Origin of the sequence: Porphyromonas crevioricanis (genome assembly GCF_900476255.1) — a bacterium.
Taxonomy (GTDB): domain Bacteria; phylum Bacteroidota; class Bacteroidia; order Bacteroidales; family Porphyromonadaceae; genus Porphyromonas; species Porphyromonas crevioricanis.
In genome coordinates this window covers 963355-986826 of sequence record NZ_LS483447.1, presented here as the reverse complement: position 1 = coordinate 986826, position 23472 = coordinate 963355, and the positions used below count along the sequence as shown (strand labels likewise).

Below are 23472 nucleotides of genomic sequence, written 5' to 3'. Positions count from 1 at the left end.
ATGGGAAAGTTTAAAATCAAGAAAATCCGCTTCTCAAACTTTAAGAGGTTCAGAGAAGAAACTGAGATTGACATATCTCAGTATGATACAGTCATTTTCGGAGGTAAGAATGGCTTTGGTAAGACAACGTTATTTGATGCCATAGAGTTAGTCCTAACAGGAAAGATAAAGCGCTATGAAGTGTATGGTACCAATTATGCGGATAGACGCCTAAACTATAATCCAGACTTTAAACCCTTGGTCTGTGATAGCGGAATAGCGACTGTTAAGGTCGAGCTTCTCATTGAGGATTTAGAAGGTCACTATTGGTTGAAGCGGGAAGTTCAGACCTCGGAGTTGACTAATCCGATCAATTTTGCTCCTTTTAGTACGCTATTAGCTAAAAAAGAGAATGAAGAGGAGTATACAAGGGTGGAGGGTGTTAAGATAAGCCAATATAATTTCCTGCACTATTTAGACCAAGAAGAATCTACTTTGTTTTTGAAGTCCAAGGGAAAGGATCGAAGTGATGATATCAATAGGCTCTTTGATATTGAGGGTCTTGAAAATATTATAAATAGATCCAAGGAATGCCTAGCTCAATTGCGTGTTATCAAAAAGAAACACGAGGAAGGATTGAGGGAGGTCAATTTGGAGATTAAAAGCTTACAGGAGACCTTGGCGAGTGTTTCTGATGATCAAGGGGCTGAGTATGTGAGCTTGCTAAAGCTAGGTGCACGCTCATGGGATATCAAGAACCCTCAATTAGACAAGGGGCTGATAGAGCAATTAATTGCAGAGGATGGTGTACTTTCAAATATGATGGATTACCTACGTCATAAAGATGACTACAAGGCGTATATCATCAATCGTCTAGTTTCCCCATTCCTTATGGATGAGCAGATCAAGAGGCTTGCTCAACATGTATATTATAAGGACAAGCAAGAAGATCTTAGTCGATATCAACTAACTCAAAAGCTTACAGATCTTTTTGATAAGGGTGTAAACAAAGATAGTCTACTCCTTTTCATCAAGATATTTACAGAGGAGCAACTTCCAGAGTTTTCAGATATTATTAATGCTCTTGTAGTCGATGCCAAGACCTTGGTCATGCGCTACGACCAATGTGACGCAATTCAAAAATCGTATATAGACCTATGTACTACCCATAGCTCTATGCAGACAATTCTCAGCAAGGAAAACTTAGCCAAGGAGAAGGGCTGCCCTCTATGTGGACATCAGTATGATAATAATAACGATCTCCTTGCAGCTGTAAAGAAACATGGTAAGGTACTTGATGACCTTCTCGCATCATTAGAGTCAGATCTCCATACTCAACTAAGAAGCTTCGTAGAGCATTGTCAACGGGATTTTCTTCATCCACTTAAAGAGCAAATAAAGCAGATCGGTATTAATCAAGAGGTAGTAATGTCTCTTGAGAGCAGTGAAGTTCTCTCGTTCCTTGATCGTATTCGCACTGATTTTTCAATAGAACTCACCTCAGCAGACTCCTTCAATGCAACTTTAGGAGTAATCCGATCTGTATTAGAGAGAATGTATCAACCTTGCTCTGAGGGTGTTGATTATGATAAAATTGGCAGGTTTCTCTCTGAGTATAAGGAGGATATTCTTTTTGACTACTTTACTCTCGAGAATGTACAAAAGAAGAAGACTTATCTTCTTGCGAAATGGAGAGAGCAATCCTCTCTACAAATGCAGAGGCTAATAAGAGAGAGAGACCAGTTGGATCAAAAAAGGAGCTCATGCGAGGCTCAAGCAACCAAGATTAAGGAAATTCAGAAAGAGGCGAGTGCCCAAAGAGACGGCTATCTCAAGAAGTTAATCTCTGATATCGAGATATTGTTCTATATATATAGTGGAAGAATTATGCAAGATAGCCACTTTGGAAGAGGTGTATTCATGAAGTATGCGGCAAATAAGGTTTTGTTTGTTACGGGGGCGTATAATAGTGATGTTGATTGCCTATATAATCTCAGTAGTGGACAAATCTCTGCTCTCATTATAGCCTTTACCTTAGCTCTCAATAAACTCTATGCTAACTATTCCTTCTTGGCTATAGACGATCCTGTACAAACCATAGATGATATGAATCTGTGGGGGTTAATCGAGACTCTACGACATGAGTTTCGTGGGTATAATCTTCTACTATCGACTCATGAAGAAGATTACGGAGGGCTTCTTCGATATAAATCTGAGAAATTAGGTATACCAGCCCGAGTAATGGATGTACGTCATTGCCTGCGTCCAGTAGATGATCATATGTAAAGAGTATAGGATGTATATGGATTTTCCACCTTGAGGCTGCAGATAAATCGTTTAAGGGAAGTTTTATGTGCTGTGGTTGATCGTTCTCAAATTCCATATAAAATCGATATTCTCTCTATGAAAAACCTCATTCGAGGCTTTTCCTCACTATACGATCTGTTTCTGAACAACGATTGCTCCGATATCGTTCAGAGAAGAGGTCGGGTTGAGGGATCTATGGCTTTACTAATAGCTTATTGTTCTTATTATCTATAGTCGTATTCGGTGCGACTTATCTAGTCGCCTATGACAATATGAAATAAATGACAATATATCGAGAGCATCTTCCTCAGTGACTATCCAGCTAATCTTAGGCTCGTGAGCGGGAGGATTACGAAACATATCACACAGCCCCTTTAGGATATTACAAAAACCCTTATGCTCATTTATCTCAGAAGGAGTCTGATAATTGTTAATGATCAAAATGGGATTTGAACTAAAGACATATTCGATCAGCTTATAGCCGTCCTCACGACAGGAAGATAGCTCCCTTATTCTTTCTTGTAGCCCTTTGTAAGCTTCGAAAACAGAATGAAAGTAGTTGTTGACAACCAATTCGGCTCTACAATATTTGAAGATAGCTTGGTGTGCCTGTCTTTGATCTAGCTTGTTTTTCAAGCTAGCAGCTCTTTTCTGAGCCTCAGAAATAGTGCTGGCTGGATCGACTTCACTAAACTCACCATTATCGTGATATTGGTATCCTATGAAGCATAATTGCTTGTCTATATCTGTTCGTATATCGTTGAAGGCATCGAGGTCATCAACATACTTTGCAGGTGATAATGCTAGCTTTATAAAGAGAAAGATGGCATCAGACCGTTTGTTCTTATTCTGATAATTTGCGAATGCATTATACAGCCTCTTCCATTTTGTCATTCGAGGATCTGTGTCTTCGATATTAGACTGAGTTAGCAAGTGCTGAATTTCACTGCCCGTCAAGCCCTTTTCCGTATCTCCTAGTATTTTAGAAATCATTTCTAAAACACTAGGAGTAAAGCATCTTCTTGTTCCCATTGTTAGTAGAGGTAGATTATTCTGTATGCACCCAGTCTATAGAACTATCCTAGCATTTCTAGCCAAACGAATTCTGGATCGTAGCGTTCGCTATTGTCTTGTATGGGGATCTGACTAGAGTGTATGTTGGTAGTGTCCAGCTGGAGTTCTCCATCGAACTGAATCAATAGATACATCTCACACGTGGAGGTGTTGCGGTAGATATCCGCTTGCAGATCTAGCTCGTCCTTGCTCACAAGCTGAGGCATCTCTTGTAGGACGAAGAGATGCTGTTTCTCATCGTTTCTGGTATGAAATAGGATATAGCCGATATCGTCTATATGGCGTACGATCTCCATTCCGCTTTTGGTCATCTTGAGTCCGATAGCAATCTGTCCCGATGGGAGAAAGCGAGAAGCTCTATCCAGATAGTTCATCATCATCACCATCAGGACTCCGCTCCGAGCATGCGTAGTAGCGAGTGCTTCAGAGGTGAATGCCCCACTCAGTACCTGCTTCGGGTTTTCTCCTAGCGCACAGGGCTCTATATAATAGTCTTGGCGGAGCTTGGATAGTACCTTCTTGTTGTTTTCAGCATCTTGGTTGTCAAGTGCCAAAGAGAGAAAGCGAGGGTCATCAAAGGGGCGATACACTTTCCCGAGCAATTCCTGAAAATGAGTACGTAGGTACTCTTCATTGTTTACTCCAGGCTTGGGGGCTACTGCGTAAAAATCGTATTTCTCTTGCAGGGCTGTTTGGATCTTCTCTCGGAAAAGTTGTCGCACTTTTTGTTTCCATTGAGACTTCTGATGTGCATTTTCTCGGGCGTAAAGCGACACAATATAGAGAAAATTCACATCATAATGATATACCAACAGCGTGTCTCTATCAAAAAGACGATTTTCAAAATGTCGAGAGATAAAAGTATTTTTCTTTAGATTGGAGGTTGATACGTTATCTGCATACGACAACTGCTCATCCATTTTGGCACTAATGAAGAAGTTCGGAACAATGTTGTAGCCTTCGGTCTGCTCATCTCTATACTTGGGATTTTGCCGGCGTAAGGTCTCATCTTCCGTGCGGTCATCTAAAAATAGGTTTAGATTCCATTGTATTACATTGCGAGCATAGGTAAACTGCTTATAAACAGACTCCTCTGAAATGCGATTGCCTATCTTATAGTATTTGCTATCTCCTATGTAGTATATAGGTTTATCTTCGTTATTATTGGTGAGGTTACGATAGCTGTAGATGTGGTCTACACGCTTGCCATCCTCTTGGTCCTTGAGACCTTTGGGAGGTTCCTTATCTCCTATAAGTTCATCAATGATAGTCTCAAATACGATATTGAAGTTCTTTACGAGCAGGTACTCTCGCTGCTCTGCTACGATATGTATACGATGAGCCCTGTCGAAGAATGCATAGCACATCTCCCACAAACGTAATTGTACATCAGAAAAGTAGCGGTATTTAATCTGCTTCAGCCTTCGTTTGCCATAGCCAGCTAGATAATGTTCGAATTTCCGCCCACTAATAAGGTCGAAGCCCAAAGATATTTGAACGGGAAAACCATATTTTTTACTGATATATTGAAGAATGGAGAAATAGATAACGATGAGTTCTTCATCGGTGTTTATTTGTCGCTTTTTGTTTACTAGATCAAGATATAGAGGCGCATCTTGCTGAATCCATGCCGTACTATGCCTGATGGTGCGAGTCCAATTGATTTTATTGTGTCCCGAGTGTATATTGCGCAGAATGGTAGTAAAGAAATGCTGTTGTTCCTTATTAAAGCGTAGCAGAGTGAGCAAGATGTCAAGAAACGTATTACTTATCATCCGCTTTCCCTTACCCATTTCAGCTATTTGGCGACGATAGACGATATCATTCTTAGGATTATTTTTATTGTAGACGTCAATGCACCGATATATCCACACCGCAAACTCATAAATAAAACTCCGCTCTTCAGCCGTGAGAAGGTAACAATGATCAAGGTCGATTATATCGTGAGGGTCAAGGCGAGAGAATACTTTGTTTTCTTCGTTCACCAGCACCTTGGGTAAAATAAAGACACAATCTCGGATGTGTGGATGGTAGTAATATCCTACATAACCCACACTAACCTCGCCATCAATATTTTCTAATGGACTTAGCTCGTGGAGAACCTCTCGCACGGCATCGGCTCGGTAATTATATCCCTCGATGATGATTCTCACGATTCGCTTGTTTCGTCCGTTGGTTGCTCGTCTGTATGACTTTGCTTGGGTTCTCCTACCACATTTCGCAGGAATTGAGCGACAAGCGATTCGTTCACTCGATGGTCGGCACATTCCGTTTCGTAAAACATAGGAAAGGTCATTTCTGCTCCATCTGTCGTTTGAAACTCATCATCGCTGAAGCCATAGTCCTTGAACACATCGTTCCAAAGGTAGAAGATCACCTTGCTTACAAAGGTCTCTGCCGTGATTGTGTGTTCGTCTTGTGGTTTTACAAAGAAGTAACCCAGCTTTTTGTCTTCACTATCCGTAACGCTACCAATCTTCTTATTGATACACTCCAAGAATGTCCACCAATCCCATTCGTTGTTGTTAGTTTTAATTACCCACCCTTTTCCAGCGTTGCGGATTGGAATGTACTCCCATTCCCATCTACGTTTGAAGGCACTATCTATTGGGAATAGGCTTTGGTCACTGGTATTCATCGTGGCTAGGATATACAGGTTTTTGGGCAGTAAAAGTAGCTCGCCCTGCTGCACATCCAGTATCACATCCGCATACTCCTCTTGGTACTGCTTATTGATCTCGTCCCGATCTTCTGAGCTTAGAGTAAAGCGTCCTTGCTGAACGAATATTTCGTGCAGGTACTTACTCAGATCACTATCGGCTGCAATAGGATACTCAGAGAAGCCCGTGCTGCTACGATCCAGCAACTGAAATAGATCACCAAAAATCTGAGCACAATTGCCTCGATTAATCTCTTCAATCACTAAGTACTGAGGCTCTGGATAGTGCTCCCATGCTTGCACATATGCTTTGAGGAAGGCTTGGGGAGTGAATTGGTAGACGATACGAGACTCTTTTGATACTCTCAGAAAATCTTCTCCAATGGCACAGCCCTTATCGAACTCTACAGTATAGGTGTCTGACAACCCACATGCAGATAATATATCCTTCTTTTCTGCAAGCGTTAGTTGCTTTAAGGAGTACCAAAACTTAGCTCCAAACTTTTGTGTCGCATAAGTTACTCCGAGCTCTTTGAGTTTCGTAAGTTCACTTATGAGAGCCTCCTTCGTGTATAGCTGCTCTTCCGATTGTAGCATTGATGGTTTATAAGCCCCTACAAAGGTAGAGTAATCGCTATCGGGATGGAAGGTTGTCCGTACAGGCTTCGTCGCTTTTCCCTTGTCTAAACTCTTAATCTTATAAGACTTCCCAGTACCTGGTGCTCCATAGTAGATAACTTGGAGAGGGAAATCAGGATAAGAAAGGTCGATGGACGTAATATTGCCGTTATCTGAAGAAGAATTGAGGTATGGCCTAGAGTCAAATATAGAAACAAATTCATCAAAATACTCTTTCGTTTCATTCGAACCGTTGCCTACATAAATAAATGTGGCCGTATTGATGTCTGCTCTGTAGTTTGATCTTGAGCACTTAAGTATCTTTTTTGTACCAATCCTTTCATTGGCATAATCATAAATACTTCTTAGGTCTCGTCTGGAGTTATCGGTGTCGAGATTCGTTTCTATTGATATGATAAACTCTCCGGGATTAAACTTATCTAACCCTCTTGTCATTTCCTCTTCTTTCGTAAAGATAGAGAACAGGAAGTATCTAAACTGATTTTTCTTAGCAAAAGCAAAGGGCTTTTTATACTCCTCAAGAAAGACCCTTAATTGCGGTTTCGGTCTATCTGAACCAGTAATGCTTATGTTGGTGTATGAGATACAGATAAATTCGTCATTTTCTATCTTGTATATCTCTGTATAATCGTTATTGAAATCGGCACCAGTAAATTGAGTGGAACTCATTTTCTCCCAATTTGGAAAATTCCTTGTTATGAATTCTTTAATTCGCGTAGTTGAGTTCATATGTTGTAGTTGGTGATAATTAGGTGTGTACTCTCAGATTTAAACCGATTTCTAATATTGACAGCATACTGTTTTGAGTATTCAGCTCTAATAAATGGCCTATACAGTTCCTCTATTAAATCAGTTTTGCCTATAACCATCATTGTTTTTGCTGGAAGATTTCTGAAGTCATTGGCTAAAGCAATATGATTCTTCTCTGAGAAATCATCTTGATGTATGTTGCCATAGTCCGTAAAGATACAATCGTATGGTGGATCTAAAAACAGAAAATCAGATGTAGTACATTTGCTGAATATGTCAGAATAGTCTAGTTGCAATATTTCTGCCCTTTGTAATAAGTCGCGATGGGCTTCGGACACCAACTCGGTATTAAATTTCTTATATCTACCAAAAGGTACATTGTATTCACCCTTAGAATTAAATCTGAGCATTCCAGAAAAAGCTATCTTATTTATAAAATAATACAGTGTGGCATCCAGATACTCTTTCGTCACCTTGCCGTTGAACATATCTCTTATTTGATAGTACAACTCCTCATTTTTGTTTTCGATATAGTCAAAAGGCGATGTAGAACTTTTGGCAATTTCGTATTCATTCTGATTAAAACGATACACTTGCTCTAGATTCATTAGTTCCGTTTTTAATTGATGAAAATCATCCCTCACTGATAAATAAAAATCAATTAATCTTGGGTTTATATCATTAATCAATGCCTTGGAGGGCTCTAAGTAGAAAAAGAGCGATGCACCTCCTGCAAAAGGCTCAATATACCGTTCATAGTCTTCGGGAATAAAGTGAATAAAGTTTTCAATCTCTCTACTCTTACCTCCTCGATATTTAAGAAGTGGTTTCATTCTGATGATCTCCTTTTAGTTCTTGTTTAGTACAAAAGGTGCTCTACTATACTAGTAAAGACTTTAAATGCTTAAATTCTTATTTTATTTATTTTTATCCCTATATGGTTCGACCAACTCGTCCAACGTTATATCTAATATTTTAGCAATGTTGATAAGTTGTGTGACTGATGGTTGCACCTTGTTGGTAGACCATCTTGAAACAGTCATTTCTGTTACCCCTAATTGGCGAGCTAACCAACGATTGGTAATATTTTTTTCTGCCATAACCACACGTAGGCGATTAGGATATTTAGTTGCACTCATTTCCACTCGACGTTATACTTATTCTGTGCAAATATAGACTTTTTCAGTCTATCCTTCAAATAGAATGGAGAGAGAAATATGATAGGAGATGAAGAGAGTATATTGTAATACACTGAGTGTTAGGTCTCTTAATACCCTCCTCGCAGACAGCGTCTGTGAGGAGGGTTACTTTTATTTCGCTAATGCCTTTTGAACTTCTGTTTGTTCTTGCGAGAGTTGTCGCTCTCGAAGGGCGAGCTCTGCTTGGCGTTGGATTGCGAGTTCGTAGTTGCTGACTTGGTGGCGTAGTTGGTGAATGGAGTCGGAGGAGTCTTCGGAAGAGAAGAGACTGTCGAGATGGGCGATAGTGGGGCTATTATAGCCTTGCTCCATACGTATGATGCGGTAGCGGAGAGCATAGCTTTCGAGAGTCTGATTGGCATTGCGAAGATACACTGCCCAGCCGATAGTGCAAGTGAGGAGAATGATTGATATACCCCAGATGAGCCATTCCATCCATCGCTTGACATCAAAGAGGTAGTACTTCTTGATCTCTGGAGGAGATTGAGTTTCTTGGATTTTCTCGGATAGAGAGGCAATGTTTTCGGCTTGTTGCTTTTGAGTCTTTGTGATGTCATCTTTGATTTCTCGGATTCGTTTACCAAGGACGATAGCGACATCTGTTAGTTCATTCTTGAATTTGCCATCTATCTCAATCTTTTGCCCGATGAGGCGTGCTACATCCGTAAGAGAGATGCCGTCCTCTTCTGATGATGTAGTTGTTGAGATTGGTTGAGATGCAAGGTTGGAGATACTCGTTTTGAGTTCTCTGTTCTGTTGCTTGATTTCCTCGAGTACTTCTAGGAGGATGTTCATTTGGTCGTTCATAATCTTCTACGTTTTAGTTTCTTATTAGCTTGATTTCTTAGTTTACGTTGGAATACGAGTTCTGCGACATCTATGGCAGGCGCATTGCTATCGAAAAGACCCTCGCCAAGGTCTTCTATGGCTTCACCCAGCTCTCCGATAAAACTTTCTGTTTCAGAAGAGGGGTGAGGCGAAGAAAGAGCTTGCTTTGCATTCTGTTCTAAAGCAAAGGTGAGTTTGGAGTAGCTACATGAGCGATCAATGTGTGAACCACTAAAACTTATGCCTTCTTTGCTGAAGAGTACGCCCTCTACCAGATCGGTCTGTCCTTTTGTCTTGAATTGTATGTCTATCCCTTGGCGTCTCAGAGCAGAAGAAAGTTCGTCCCAATTCTGGCATCGAGGTAATACGGCTTTGATGGTATCGAAGATTTCATACCGAAGTCGGTCATTCCCTCGAAGCCTATGACGTTTTACAACCTCTTTCCCTTCGCCCCATTTCAACTGGTTAGCCTCGGTGATTTCTTTGCAGACCTTTGTTGAGCGGTACTTTTCGTTGCTGTCGGAAATAGTTTTTCCGTTGTTGTCTATACGATTGATGCAGATGTGTACGTGGGGATGCTCTCTGTCGAGATGGCGTACAATGAGGTACTGTGTATCTCCATAGCCCATCTTCTGCAAGTATTGTAGTGCCAAGTTTTTCATCGTCTTGTCGTCCAGTCGCTCAGCATCTTCAGCCGAGAAACTCAAGATGGTATGACAGACTGGTTTCTTAACATTAGGACGCATTGAGGCTTGTAGCGCAAAGTCGTTAGCTATCTCGTGAGACGAAGCATCCCTCCTAACTCCTTCTGCATAGAGAACTCTCGCTTTTCCCTCTTGCTTCCCGAGAATATAGGCAAGCACTCCAGAAAAGGATGTTCCTTTGATTATCTTGGCTATCATGATTTCAGGGCTTTGAGTTGTTCATCGACTAAATGTTTGAGCATTCGTAACTCGGTCGGTATGGTAGAGATACCAAAAGTGAGAAGGCGATGAGCAATTTGGTTGATGTTGTTTGCTATGCCTGAGAGCTGGCGTATCTCTCGCATCTGCTCAGGCGTAACTCTGGGCTTGATGGAACTTTCTGAGATGAGCATTCTCAGAAATTCATTCTTATTGATACCAGCCTCTGAGGCTTTACTTTTGAGGGTGAAGTACTCCATCGTATTCAGTTTGAGTAGGACGGAATAGCTTCTCTTCTCGGATAGTTTTTTAGTGGGGCGTCCCCCTTTCTTTTTGCCTTCTGTTGTCATTGTTTCTTTCGTTTTTATTGATGAGACCATCGGGATTATTTCGCCCTGCTTGATGGGCGTCAAGGAGGTTTTGGGTAACCCAAAACACAAACTTGCTTCTCTACCTATGCAGTCTTCTCTTCTGTGGAAGAGGTTGTACCAATCTTTGCTCTTTCACGACCCGAAGTCCGAGTTTATCGACCAAAAGTTGGAGGTTAGGATTTTGCCGAATGAGGTCTTTCAGCACACTAGTTTGTGTTTTGATTTGGAGGAGGTAATCCGCAATATCGTAGCCAGCTTGCTGGTCTTGAAGAGGAGCGTGTTTCTCCAAATAATCAAAGAGCTGCACCTCCATTCCGAGGCTCTGCATCATCTTTAGTTTCTCCTGCCAATAGTCCGTTGCTCCGAGGTCGGGAAAGAGAACTACCTGACGCCCGAAGAGAGGAACGAGATTGCTGCTTTTGAAACATCCATGCTTCCCGCCAGTTGCCAACCACAGATATTGAGGTAGATAATGAGAGGCAATGAGTGCCGTCTTTTCGCTCTCAACCAGAGCGATTGGTTTCTGCTTGTCGGCATCAAGAAGATGCTCTCCGAAAAAGCATTGACTAAGGTTGTAGTTTGGGCGTTTGAGCAAACTATGTACCCATGTGATATGATTGAATGGTTGCTTTACTCGCTTGCCAGTCTCAGGATCGTAGAGCATAATCTTGCCTGTTCTGACTCTTCCGATAGTGTCTATCTGCCAGAATACGGTTGCCCCTTCCCAATGTTTAGATGTGCCAACGTGATAACGGTGTATCAGTTGGAGTGCTTCATTCTCTCCAAGTTGTTCGGAAAGAAAGCAATAGAGGTTGTTATGCTTATATCCTCTCAAGGTCTGCTCCATCGTTGCATTCTCGATGAAAGATGGCGGTAGAATGATTGGTGTCGGTTTGTAATCAATACTATCAGACGAATACAACTCTTCTTTCGCAAATGGATGCTCGGCAAAGTAATCTTTGGGAGTAAAGTGGTAACCACAACGCTGTTCGTGGTCGCAACGTCCCACGTTGTCAGGGAACTCGATTTTTCCCTCTGTGTCTATGTAGCGAGCGAAGCATCTGGGACGTTCGCACGCTGGGCAGGTATGGCGTGTGCGCACATCTTTATATGGTTCTAATTTGAATCTATAATTGCTCATTGATAAATTTGATTTGAATAGCACACTATCTGCACTTTGTACACTTTCGGTTTAATTAAGGGGTAGAGAAATGCTGATAATGCAGAAAGTGCGCTGGGTTAAACATTGAGTTTATGGTAAAGTCCGTGTCGCTCCTTAGCGAAGAGGTGTCCGATATTGCGACTGAGAAAATCCTTAAAAGCCCTCTCTTTCATCCCCAATCGCTCGGCAATACTCAGGGCTTCGGCAGTCTGAAAGGATGCTGGCAGTTCAGCAAGGAGTTGTTGCTGTTGCTGAGTGAGCTGAATACCTGCAATCTCTGAGTGCACTTGCTGTGCCGAATGGAGAAAATACTCGGTAAGAGTGATGGCTCGTTCCACAGAAACAAGGTCAATCTCGGTCTTATCTCCCTCGGAACACGCCCAACGAGCCATTTGGATGATAAGGCAAAAGCGTATGACATACACTTCCAACTTACAGTAGACACCGACGAGAGTTTCGTTGGATTCGGTATCGCAGAGTTTGGCATGCTCCTCTTGCCACATATAAAGTCTAGCCTTAGCATCTTCGGCAAAGGGGATAATCTCAGGAAGTAGTTCTCCCTCTTCGTCTTTGGAGCAAGGCATCTCAATAAGTTGCTGAATGATACTCGACCATCGTCCTTCGGTGCTTTCGGGAAGTTCTGTTCTGCTCCATCGGGCTTTTTGCTGTAAATTGGGCATCACAAAAAGGATACGGTCTATAAAACCATTACTGGAGCGTTCCCCCTTGGATAGCTCTCCGAGTATCTTCTTTTGGATGGTGCCGACAACAGAGATATAGGGACGCTTGATAAAGATGGAACTCCGATTTCCCTTGCGATCACTAATGGTCGCTTTAGCACTGAACACAGAAAGCCAAAACTGCTCCTCGGAACCGCTATTGTAGCGATTGAAGTTCTTGAACCAAGCCGAGAGTTCATCCGTCCACAAACAAAGACCTCGCTTATTCTGAGCATGGATAAAACTCAAACCTTCGGGCGTGATGTCAGAGACGATAAATCTTCTTCGTATCGGTTCTGTAGGTTGCTCTGAATAACCAGCCTCTATACGCTCCTTACGGCTCATTCGTACAACATTGTCATACTCAGAGTAGGCTTGTTCGTAGAGTTTATTCTCCTGATAGTCAAAGTCAAGAAAAGGCTTCATCGCAAAACTAAGAGGATGACTTTTGTTCGTGCCTGGGCGTCCGACTAATGCCACGTAAAGCATTGCACTCTCTTGCCAACCTCGTTTGAGCTGGACAAGGTGCGTATTCCCGATGCCTACAGCGATAGCCACCAGCATTGCCGATGCGATATAGTCGATAGGAAAGCCTTGACACTCGTGGACTTCAGCAATGATGTTTCGTATCTCAGAGGGAAAGATACCAATGGGAAAAGCAGAGTCTGAGAATGACAATCCCAATTTGATGGCTTTATCCAGCAGGACTTCTGGCACGATTGTTTGTTCTCCCATAGCCCATTATCCTTTGAATGATTTAGGCTTGTGTCGAATGCCTGCTCTTATGGAGGATAATTGATCCTCTGAGGAGGGCGTATAAGGGATGCCTTTACGTCCGCTTTCTACCCATTGCAGTAGCTCTTCTTTATAGAAATAGAGCTTCTTACCTCGTTTGTAAGCAGGGATAATCCCCTTACGGACGAGAGCATAGATGGTAGGTTTTGCTTTTTGAATGACTTCGCACGCTTCATCTATACCGATGAGAGACTTCTCTTCAGGTATAGGAGGACGCAGTGCCGAAACCATCTCTTTGATGGCAGAGACCTGTTCGGTTAGATACGTTACCGCTTCAGGTAACTTGTCGAATGTAATTTCTTTGTCCATGTTCGCAAATAAATTTGTGCAGGTTGCCCTGCGGGTTTCTGATTATTTGCGAGCAAAGGAAATCGGTGTTCTCTCGGTGCGCTACAACACCTTCAAGTAACTTTTGGATAACTTTCTAATGGGGTTGAATGCTCATCAATGACAAGGTCTTTACAGAGAGGGATAAGGTATTTCCCCTCTGTATTGGTGAGCTTTCGTTGGATAGAACTCACCTCTACATCTCTCAAGGTATGGGCAAAAGTGTGTTTGAGGAAAAGGGCTATCTCCTCTCTTTTCTTCCCGAAAGGGCGAGAGATATTCCAACCTAAGTGCATCAAATCAATGCTTTTGAGTTGGGGCGATATCTTGATAGCTTGCCCCTTTTCTTCCGTCCAATCAGATAAGAGGAAGAGCGTGATTTGCGAGCACAGCTTCGTGAGCTCGCAGTCGTTCACATAAGGGGCGAGCGTCCTCTGCGTATAACTGATGACAGCATCTAACTTCGTCTGTTCTTCCTGTGCCTTGGCAAGTTGAGCCACCTCTCGGTGTCGCTCGTAACTATTAGGTTCTAATGGAGGAGTAGCTTCCTGTTTTATCCCACCCTCTACGATCTGCTCTTTTTGAGGACGAAGCCACTTATCAAGAATTTCCGCCAGAGCAGACTCAAGAGCGAAGTACAAGGCAGAGGCAATGGATGCCGTCAAAACGAATAGAGCGAATGCAGTAAAGCCGTCCGCCCCACAGCTCAAGGCTGAAGAGCGAACGGCAAGAGAAAATAGAGCAATACATCCGAGGGTGATTATTGCTGGGATATAGTTATCGTTAGTGCCTGATGATCTCATGCTTATCTCTGTTTTAGTACAAACTTAGATAAGTACTCATCACCATTTATCACTTAGGGAAATAGTAGGAAGTATAGGGAAAAGAAAGGAAGCATCGGAGTTACTTCAGCGAAATCTTCTCGGCTGTTTCACGCTTCTTTGAGTTCACAAGGTCAGCATAGATTTGTGTTGTGGAGACGTTCTTGTGCGTTAGCATCTTGGATACCGTGTAGATGTCTGTACCTAATGAAATTTGTATCACAGCGTAAGAATGGCGGAAGCAGTGAAAGGTAATATGCTTCGTAATCCCTGCTTGCTTGATCCACTTCTTTAGTGGATAGTTTATCATACTTCGCTGTAAGCCTCTAAAGACTTTGCCCGAGCTAGGTTCTCCACACAATTCATAGGCTTCGTAGCTAATGGGTAGTGTCGCTTCGGTCGAAGTTTTCTGTGTCTTGATACGAATGCAATACCCTTGGTCTGGTGCAAGTTCAAAGTCTTCCCAGCAGAGGTTCAGAATATCACTGATACGTAATCCGGTAAGGCAGGAGAAGAGGGAGGCTCGTTTAAGGACCTCGTGCTCACAAGGTGTTTGGGCCAACAGCTTTACCTCATCAAGGGTTAGATACTCCTTCTTGACTTCCTTGGCCTCTATCTTGTCTAAGAAATCATTGATGTTCTCTCTCAACCATTTGTCTCGGTAAGCTATCTTCAGCAATCCTCGAAAGGTGGAGAAATAGCCCGCTGCCGAATTAACGGACACCTTCCCTGTTCGCTTGAGTTGCTTGGCATCAAGGAGGTACTCTCTAAAGCCTTGACAGAGCTCTATGGTCACATCTCCAAAGGTGCAATGTCCTTGCACATAGTTGTAGAAGTGTTGGTAGACGATGCGCCACTTTTGGTCTTTCTTCCGGCACATCTTCAGGAAGTAGGCAAGGAAGTCGGTTTTCATCTTGGTTCTATCAAGGAAGCCAAACTGTTCATTGATGAGCGACTGAACACGAATACAGCGGATAGCCTCAGCTTTGTTCAGCATATCATTGTTGAACGAACGCTCCATCTCATTCTTGGGGTGGGCATATAGATAGATGCCCAAATACTCCCGTCTTCTCATTTGCATTGTCTCGGGATTACGGATAGCCGGATAGTAGTCCAAATAAAGCGAGATCCTTCCGCTATCATACAATCGCTGTCTCAATGTTACTTTCGTACATGTATGTCTCATACTTTTATTGATTAGTGGGTGATACTTATTATTTGTCAGCAAAGGAAATCAGTGTTCTTTCGGTGGGATAAAGCACCGAGAAATAACCTATCGAATGATGCTTGGTGGTTGTAATGCTTCGTCGAGTTCTCGCTGGGAGATGAGGATATTACGCCCTTGCTTCACCTTCGGTATGTTATGTTGCTTGGTGTAGTGGTAGAGTTGGTCTCGGGTGAGACCATACTTAGCCATCGCTTCTTTGACGGTGTAGTAGCTCGGTGCTGTGGCTTCGATTACCCCTTTGGCTTCTTCTACATGCTGTGTAGAGTAATAACTTTTCCCCTTGACCTTCTTCTTGGGAATGTTGCGGTCAAAGACGAAGTTGTAGACCGCTGTGATAGTCATACCAAAGCGAGACGATATATCTTCGGCTGTACACCATTTGGTAATGGAAGCATTGGGAGCTTTCTTCGCAAAATAGACATCAATATGTCGCTTGCTCCAGTAGGTCTTTCCTCGGTTATGGGTACGAGGGATATTCTCTCGCTTAGCTATCGCAAAGAGAGTGGCACGAGAAATGTCGTAGGTATCACACACCTCGTCTGTCGTATATAGTTCCGTAATTACGATTGCATCTCGGGGCTGTCGCTTCTCATAAAGTCGCTCTGCCAGCATCTGTTCTATGTCTTCACGCTTGACAATTGAGCGTTGAGAACTCATATTATAAGCCCTCAACCGCCCTGAGTAGATATACCTATATATCGTATGTCTACTGATACCCAGCAATCGCCCTGCCTCTGCAATAGAGAGGTAAGGTTTGTCTATGAGGTCTTTGACTTTCTTCTCTTGCTCATTAACCTCAGTTCGCTGTACTCGTTCTTCTCTTCGTCTGCTTTTATAGGCTCTGCTATTACATTGGTGTGAACAGTATTTGGTCGTAGTCTTCCATGCTACAAACTCCTGTTTGCAGTGCTCACATACTTTTTTGATTGGGATTTTGCTCGCTGTCATTTCGCCATATTCTTGTTGTGTACTGTCTATTGGTGTATCACCATGTCTCATTTGTCCAGCATCTCGGTATATACGCGAGGGGCTGGAGGGGTGGCGAGAAGCGTGCGGTACAAATGAGGTACAAAATACAGCGAAAGAACGGCAACAGATGATGCCTAACAAGTAGAAAGGGCAAAAGAAAAGGCACTCATTATGAGCGCCTTTGTGATTTTTGGTGATGCTTGATTATCGTTGATAATCAGGAATTACTTTCCGATGCAGAAGTGAGAAAATATATGGTGAAGGACAGTGTCCGAACCAATGCGACGACCGCTGATCTCCTCTATACTGTCGATACAAGCCCTGAGATCCGGACTAAGGAAATCCGAGCTAATGCCATCCTCAAGCCCCTGAACAACACGACGAAGCGCTTCGGCTGCATTCAACAATGCCTGATAATGCCTCGTGTTACTCACAATAATGTCATTGCTTCCCTCAGGGAGTTGCGCCAATTGCAGCAACTCTTGTTTCAGAAGTTCTATCCCCTCTCCTTTTTTAGCCGCTAAGCAGATCCTTTTCATCGAGCGCAACTCCTCGGGAAGCAGATCTTCGGCCGGAGTCGCCAAATCGCTCTTGTTAAGTAGGAGCAAGACGGGAGTCTCTCCGGCTGCACGGCAAAGCCTATTCGTCTCTTCCCGATCCAATTGGCTCAAATATCGCCCATCCAGCACATAGAGGATGATATTTGCTTCGGAAATAGCTGCAAAAGACCGCTCGATACCAATCTGCTCTATCTTATCCTCAGTAGAACGAATACCGGCCGTATCGACGAGCCGAAAAAGGATGCCCCCTATGCGCAAGCTATCCTCCACTGTATCTCTGGTGGTACCGGCCGTATCGCTTACAATAGCTCGATCCCTGCCGAGCAAGGCGTTGAGCAGAGTAGACTTACCAGCGTTGGCAGGCCCAACAATCGCCACAGCGACCCCTTCCTTCACTGCATTTCCGGCCGAGTAGGTCGTAATAAGCTGCTCTATACGCTGCAAAGTGGAGGAGCATAGCTCAATAAGAGTAGAACGATCCGCAAACTCGACATCTTCTTCGGAAAAATCCAACTCCAACTCCAAAAGGGCAGTCAGCTCGATCAACTTGTCTGCCAAGGCGTTGAATGCGGCACTATAAGAGCCATCGGCCTGCTTACGAGCCAAGCGAAGTGCCTGTGCAGACCGAGCTGAAATAATGTCCGCAACAGCTTCGGCCTGAGACAAGTCCAGACGACCATTGAGAAAAGCTCGCTTGCTAAACTCTCCCGGCTCAGCCATGCGACAACCGTTGCCAATCAACAAACGAAGGAGTTGTTCCTGTATATAAAGAGAGCCATGACAGGCCAACTCCACGGTATCTTCACCGGTGAAAGAATGGGGAGAACGAAAAAGAGTCGCAACTACATCGTCTAAAACTTCCCCTCCCTCATATCTGACACTTCCGTAACCGGAGCGGTATGCCGGCCATTCATGCAGCTGTTTACCCCCAACAGACCGAAACAAACGATCTACAATGGATATTGCTTCGGGGCCACTGACACGCAATACCGCCAAACCGCCCTCACCCGCAGGAGTGGCAATGGCACATATCGTATCTTGATTTACAAGGCGTAGCGAATCCATGGAATAATTATTCGTTGAATAGTTGTGCCATACTGTCTACATATAAGGCTTGTAAATCCGGAGAGATCCCGGCCTGAGCCAAATCGGCCGTATCATTCCGGTATGCTTTGATCAGATCTCTCAATCCATGATCTCCGTAGAGAGAAACAGCCTTACGGTAGTGCTCAAGAGCTTGCACTCGATCCGAAGCGACAGCATAGCAATGCCCCAAATTCAATTCATCGGAAGCCAGCACGGATCCTCCACCGCAGATCTGTTGATAGATTGCCCGTGCCTCCTCGTAGCGAGCTGTTGAGAAATAACACCAAGCCAGCGGGCGAAGCATCTGCAGGTCTTCTCTACCAGTCAGATCTCGATACTGCAAATAGAGCTCTATTGCTCTGGGATATTGCTTCTGCTCCATAAGCAAGGCAGCAGCTACCAGACAGGCTCGCTTGTCTCCTCCCTCTTGAGTAGCCAGTTGCAGGTACAGCTCCACGGCCTTCTCGGTCCGCCCCATTGCTCCGGCACAGAACGCCATTTGTTTGAGAAGCCAGCTCCCCGGTTCGCTCTCGGAGAGAATATCGGCCCTATTGTAGGCCTTGAGAGCTCGTGAGGGATTGCCGGAGAGTTGATAGGCATAGCCGAGTTGCTCGTACAACTCTCTGGATGGCTCTGTCTGAACGGCTTTCCGTAAGAAAGGGATAGCAGCAGCACAACGCCCCAGAGAGAGCAATTTGCGGCCGAATAGAGCCTGTGTTTTATCCGGAGATAGATATTCGTTCAGCACTTCCGGCACAGAAAAGTCCTTGGCAAACACATCATAGAAACTTGCCCTACGTGAGAACAACTTGTGAAAGCGATACAGATTCTCGACATATCGCTTTATTGTATTGGAAAGCTTCTCCCCTGTCGCTGCCTTATTCTCTCGCTTGAATTCATTGATTTGTTCCTGCATTTCTCTCATATCGAAGCCCATTTGAGCCAGAGCCATGCTGCGACTCTCTTGTGGCATCAATTTGAGAGTGAAAAGGAGAGAAAAGATATCCGAATCACAAAGCATGTAGGGTAATACGAGAGCCGCATCGGAGAGAGCCGAAGTTTGTTGCAAAAGGGCTTTTACCTGAGGATCCTCCGGAGAGAAGGGGCGAAACCAATTATGCAAATCCGAAAAGAAAGGCATGGCCTTGAGGTGACGAAAAGATCCAAAGACCACATCAGCCCCTTCTGCCTGTAAATCGGAAATCCGCCTCATCTTATCCTCTATACCGGACTCACGCATCTTGCGCATCCACTCGGGATCAGAGGCTGCCTTTTCGAACAGTCGCTCCAAATCTTGCTGCATCCCCGAGGACTTACCTTCAGACCATATTTTCTGCATAGCCGGCAAAAGCTCCTCCTGTAGCTCTTGAGTTAGCCGTTCTGTATGTTGTGCACGGAAAAGCCGGATATAGAGCTGCTCCAAAACAGCTCCCAAGGGAAAGCTCTCTTGAGCCGCATCCAAGTGAATTTTAATCACAGGCTCAAAAAGCCGGGTATGGAGCGGATAGGTCTCTAACACCAACACTAACTCAACGAGAGCACGCACACGATTGTCGTATTCAAGGTGAGGATTTTGGATAAGCCCAAGCAAGAAGGTCACATCTCCCGTATGCCACCAAGTCCTCAAACCTAAACCAAGAGCAGAAATCAACATCGGCTTGAGAGAGGTCGGAGCTGCGACAATAGCATCCTGCTCCTCGGGAGTAAGACCATAGGCCGTCCAGATTCTAAAGAAAATGGTCTTGAGTAATTCCTCATACTGAGCTGGCTGGCGAGAGTTGTCCTGCAGGAGAGAAAACAAGCCGGAAAGACTTTCATCCGAAAAACCCTTGCGAATCCGTACAGTTTCGTAGTACTGAGCACTGTCTGAAACGATAGCTATACTACGATGCAGTTCATCACAAAGCTCCAGAAGCTGCAAGCGCAAGTTCGCAAGTATCCGGTCTCGATCAGGATCGGGCGCACCTGAGACAAAAAACTCCAGCATATGTCTATAAACATCTGCCGATCTATCAAGCCGAGGCAGCAAGGAGGGTTGCTCTGCCGTCAGGACTTCTCTCAATAGCTCTATAGCTTCGGTGATTCGTTTCTTTTCTATGAGCTTGTATATGTCTTGTCTACGATCATTCATGGTCTACAAAGGTACAAAGTCAAACACTTCCCTTTCAGAGAATCTCCCTGCGCATACGACCGGTGGGAAATCCCAATCGTTGTCTGTACTTGGCCACCGTACGTCTGGCTATTCGATAACCTTTATCCTCCAACAAGCGAGTCAGAGCCTGATCCGACAACGGATGCCTCTTATCCTCTTTCTCGATAAGAGTTTTCAGAGCTGCCATGACCTCCATATTCGAGATCTCATCGCCCTCATCAGTAGTCATCGCTGAGGAGAAAAAATGCTTGAGAGAGAAAATGCCAAAGTCCGTCTCAACATACTTGCCGGAGACAATTCGAGAAATTGTACTAACGTCGAAACCAGCAAGATCGGCCACATCTTTCAGTATCATGGGCTTGAGGTCGGATATTTCTCCCGATCGAAAATAGTCGGCTTGGAGGGATACGATCGTCCGCATCGTATTGAGCAGAGTCTCCTGTCGCATACGTATCGCCTCGATAAACCATTTCGCTCGCTCCATTTTGTGCTTGACAAAGAGCAGCGTCTCTCTGCGTTCCCTACTTCTATTCCCAGCCGAAGCCTTGTAGTCTCTGGCCATATCTACGTATTCGGGGTTTATTTTCAATACGGGCAATTCTCTCGTGCCCGGCATGGAAACAGAAAAAACGCCATTGTCCTCAGTTACGACAAAATCCGGCCGTATTTGCTGCATTTCTTCGACAGAATCGAATGCCAGAGCATTCCCAGGTTTGGGGTTTAAGCGAACAATCAGTCGTGAGGCTTCGGCTAACTCTTCGGGGGAAATATCCAACAGAGAGGTCAGGCGATCGAAATGCTTATTGGCAAAATCATCGAAATAATCCCGGATGATGACCAAAGCAAGATCACGTTTGGGATCCGGCGGTATTCTCTGCAACTGTAATAGCATACATTCACGCAAATCCGCAGCAGCAATGCCCGGAGGATCGAGCGTCTTGATCAAATCTATCACAGAGGCAAGTTCTTCGGGCGAAGCACTAATGCCGGTATTGAAAATCAAATCGTCCGAAAGATCAACGGCCGAACGACGCAAATAACCATCGGAATCTATGCTACCGATCACGAAAGGAGCAATACTGCGCTGCCTATCGGTGAGGGGCAATAGCTCCAGCTGACCGAGCAACTGTTGGGAAGCTGTCTCGGCCGAAGCAGCAAAAGGAATATTGTCGTTCCGGGCTTCCCTATCCTGTATCTGCCGGAGCTTATAACCAGGAATGTCGTCCTCGTTGCGATAATCATCCAAGGAAAGATCTTCTTCATTGACATCCTGTTCCGAACTCTCTCTCTCCGGTATCGAATCTTCCAGCTCAAGAGCGGGATTGTCCTCTATCTCTTTCTTGATACGCAGCTCTAACTCCTGCATCGGCAATTCCAGCAACTTTATCTGCTGTATTTGTCGTGCCGAGAGCGATTGCTCCAACTGCTGCTGCAAACGATTTTTCAGCATAGAGGTAGGATTTGCTCCAAATGGATACCATGAGATCCCTTGATCAACACCAAGCTATCCCGCAGAGGCTCTTGCTCCAAACGCAGGGTCAACTCTTTTACTGAAGGATAAAGCTCCAATGGCAATTTCTCGAACAAATTCGCATGAGCAGCTGCCTGTCCGAAAAGAGATCCGACAAGACAAATGCGACTATACACGCCTGTCGCTATCTTGCCCAAGACCTCAATATGCTCGGATAGGCTCTCGCTACCCAATTCTCTCATATCCCCCAGAATAAGAACCTTGGGTTGCTTGCCACGCATCTGTTGCATATTGGCAATGGCCAAGCTCATACTCACAGGGTTGGCATTATAGGCATCCACCACTAAGGTATTGTACTGGGTACAGGTCAGTTGGGAGCGGTTGTTCTGAGGTTTGTAGTCTTCCAATGCTCGAAGAATACCCGCCGTGGCCACATCGAAGTAGCGACCGACAGCCACCGCTGCCAAGGCATTAGGCAAATTGTAGTCACCAACCAGCTGTGTAGAGATATCATGAGGGATGGCGACTTGCTTCCAGCGGAAACTAAGTGTATAGGGTTTGGCGCGAATGATCTTGCCATAAAAAGTGGCCGAAGTGAAGGTACCATAGGTAACCTGCCGAAGGTCATGAGCCAACTCGACCAAAACAGGATCATCCGAGAAAACAAAAGCAATACCGTTGTGCTCACGCAAATAATCCATCAATTCTCCCTTGGTTCGTTTCACTCCCTCGACGGAGCCAAAGCCCTCCAGATGAGCCTTACCGACATTGGTGATCAATCCGTAGTCGGGAGCTGCTATCTCGACCAACTCCCGAATATCTCCGGGATGAGAAGCTCCCATTTCTATCACCGCAATTTGATGCTTCGGTTGCAACCGAAGCAGGGTGAGCGGTACTCCGATGTGGTTGTTCAAATTTCCTTCCGTAGAAAGGACATTATAGGCCTGACGCAATACAGCTGTAACAAGCTCCTTGGTCGTTGTTTTGCCATTGGTACCGGTAATTCCCAATACTGGCAAACCCAATTCCCTGCGGTGATGTGCGGCCAATTGCTGCAAACAGAGTAGACAATCCGATACCAAAATATAACGCTCCGCATCCTCGGGAGGGATGACGGCTGGGTCGTCCACTACTGCATAAGCTGCACCCGATTGCAGGGCAGCCGCAGCAAACTTATTACCATCGAAGTGCTCCCCTTTTAACGCAAAAAACAGACAGTCGGTACTAACCTGACGACTGTCTGTACAGACTTCCGGATGCGCAAGGAAATGACTATAAAGTTGAGTGATATTCATAAGAAGCTTTGCTTGCATCCCTTCACAAGGCGAAGGGCCTTTTTACCTTAAACGAGACCGTCACATGGGCCATCAAAAAGGCTATTTCAGCTGTTTTTGGCCATTTTTCAGACTGCAGTAACCGCAAAGCTCTTAGACAGAGAGTGAAAGAGAACGCACTTTCTGGTACGTGACCATAC

Annotated in this window: 19 protein-coding genes; 1 reads left to right on the top strand and 18 read right to left on the bottom strand. The window is 44.4% G+C overall.

What is annotated here, in order from left to right; all coding sequences use genetic code 11:
- On the top strand, window positions 1–2265 hold the full coding sequence (locus DQN70_RS04435; protein ID WP_023939597.1) for an AAA family ATPase: 2265 nt from the start codon (window positions 1–3) through the stop codon (window positions 2263–2265).
- A gap of 249 nt (window positions 2266–2514) precedes the next feature.
- On the opposite strand, the gene DQN70_RS04430 is transcribed toward DQN70_RS04435, so the two are convergent.
- The 18 genes from DQN70_RS04430 to DQN70_RS04345 form a co-directional block, all read right to left on the bottom strand.
- Window positions 2515–3318 carry a TIGR02391 family protein gene (locus DQN70_RS04430; protein WP_023939598.1) on the bottom strand — a complete coding sequence of 268 codons (804 nt, stop codon included), beginning with the start codon at window positions 3316–3318 and terminating at the stop codon, window positions 2515–2517.
- Between the two features lie 44 nt (window positions 3319–3362).
- Window positions 3363–5513, bottom strand: coding sequence for a hypothetical protein (locus DQN70_RS04425; protein WP_023939599.1), 2151 nt, complete (start codon window positions 5511–5513; stop codon window positions 3363–3365).
- Window positions 5510–7327 (bottom strand): hypothetical protein, encoded by a 1818-nt coding sequence (locus tag DQN70_RS09595; RefSeq protein WP_145980601.1) that lies wholly within the window; start codon window positions 7325–7327, stop codon window positions 5510–5512. Before DQN70_RS09595 ends, DQN70_RS04425 begins: the two co-directional genes overlap by 4 nt.
- Before the next feature lie 56 nt (window positions 7328–7383).
- On the bottom strand, window positions 7384–8241 hold the full coding sequence (locus DQN70_RS04415; protein WP_023939601.1) for a DNA adenine methylase: 858 nt from the start codon (window positions 8239–8241) through the stop codon (window positions 7384–7386).
- Window positions 8242–8325: 84 nt separating this feature from the next.
- Window positions 8326–8547 carry a helix-turn-helix transcriptional regulator gene (locus tag DQN70_RS04410; protein ID WP_042225699.1) on the bottom strand — a complete coding sequence of 74 codons (222 nt, stop codon included), beginning with the start codon at window positions 8545–8547 and terminating at the stop codon, window positions 8326–8328.
- Between the two features lie 171 nt (window positions 8548–8718).
- The gene (locus tag DQN70_RS04405) at window positions 8719–9402 is read right to left on the bottom strand and encodes a hypothetical protein (RefSeq protein WP_231968871.1); all 684 of its coding nucleotides are present in this window, start codon (window positions 9400–9402) and stop codon (window positions 8719–8721) included.
- Window positions 9403–9410: 8 nt separating this feature from the next.
- Entirely contained in the window at window positions 9411–10337 is a 927-nt protein-coding gene (locus tag DQN70_RS04400; RefSeq protein ID WP_023939605.1) for a relaxase/mobilization nuclease domain-containing protein, read from the bottom strand.
- On the bottom strand, window positions 10334–10687 hold the full coding sequence (locus DQN70_RS04395) for a MobC family plasmid mobilization relaxosome protein (protein ID WP_111759336.1): 354 nt from the start codon (window positions 10685–10687) through the stop codon (window positions 10334–10336). Before DQN70_RS04395 ends, DQN70_RS04400 begins: the two co-directional genes overlap by 4 nt.
- Window positions 10688–10787: 100 nt before the next feature.
- Complete coding sequence (locus DQN70_RS04390; protein WP_023939607.1) at window positions 10788–11849, bottom strand: DUF6371 domain-containing protein; 1062 nt, start codon at window positions 11847–11849, stop codon at window positions 10788–10790.
- Window positions 11850–11947: 98 nt separating this feature from the next.
- On the bottom strand, window positions 11948–13324 hold the full coding sequence (locus DQN70_RS04385) for a DUF3987 domain-containing protein (RefSeq protein WP_023939608.1): 1377 nt from the start codon (window positions 13322–13324) through the stop codon (window positions 11948–11950).
- A 6-nt stretch (window positions 13325–13330) separates the two neighbouring features.
- Complete coding sequence (locus DQN70_RS04380; protein WP_023939609.1) at window positions 13331–13693, bottom strand: helix-turn-helix domain-containing protein; 363 nt, start codon at window positions 13691–13693, stop codon at window positions 13331–13333.
- Window positions 13694–13785: 92 nt separating this feature from the next.
- Window positions 13786–14514: a hypothetical protein gene (locus DQN70_RS04375; RefSeq protein WP_023939610.1), complete on the bottom strand. Its 729-nt coding sequence runs from the start codon at window positions 14512–14514 to the stop codon at window positions 13786–13788.
- Between the two features lie 100 nt (window positions 14515–14614).
- A complete protein-coding gene (locus tag DQN70_RS04370; RefSeq protein ID WP_042225702.1) occupies window positions 14615–15718 on the bottom strand; it encodes a site-specific integrase in 1104 nt (367 codons plus the stop codon).
- An 87-nt stretch (window positions 15719–15805) separates the two neighbouring features.
- A complete protein-coding gene (locus DQN70_RS04365; protein ID WP_042225711.1) occupies window positions 15806–16708 on the bottom strand; it encodes a helix-turn-helix domain-containing protein in 903 nt (300 codons plus the stop codon).
- 245 nt (window positions 16709–16953) lie between these two features.
- Window positions 16954–18354 (bottom strand): tRNA uridine-5-carboxymethylaminomethyl(34) synthesis GTPase MnmE, encoded by a 1401-nt coding sequence (gene mnmE / locus DQN70_RS04360; protein ID WP_023939613.1) that lies wholly within the window; start codon window positions 18352–18354, stop codon window positions 16954–16956.
- 7 nt (window positions 18355–18361) lie between these two features.
- Complete coding sequence (locus DQN70_RS04355; protein WP_023939614.1) at window positions 18362–20506, bottom strand: tetratricopeptide repeat protein; 2145 nt, start codon at window positions 20504–20506, stop codon at window positions 18362–18364.
- A gap of 34 nt (window positions 20507–20540) precedes the next feature.
- Window positions 20541–21977, bottom strand: coding sequence for an RNA polymerase factor sigma-54 (rpoN, locus tag DQN70_RS04350; protein ID WP_023939615.1), 1437 nt, complete (start codon window positions 21975–21977; stop codon window positions 20541–20543).
- On the bottom strand, window positions 21971–23293 hold the full coding sequence (locus DQN70_RS04345) for a UDP-N-acetylmuramoyl-tripeptide--D-alanyl-D-alanine ligase (protein WP_023939616.1): 1323 nt from the start codon (window positions 23291–23293) through the stop codon (window positions 21971–21973). The genes rpoN and DQN70_RS04345 overlap by 7 nt, the downstream gene beginning before the upstream one ends.
- Window positions 23294–23472: the final 179 nt, after the last annotated feature.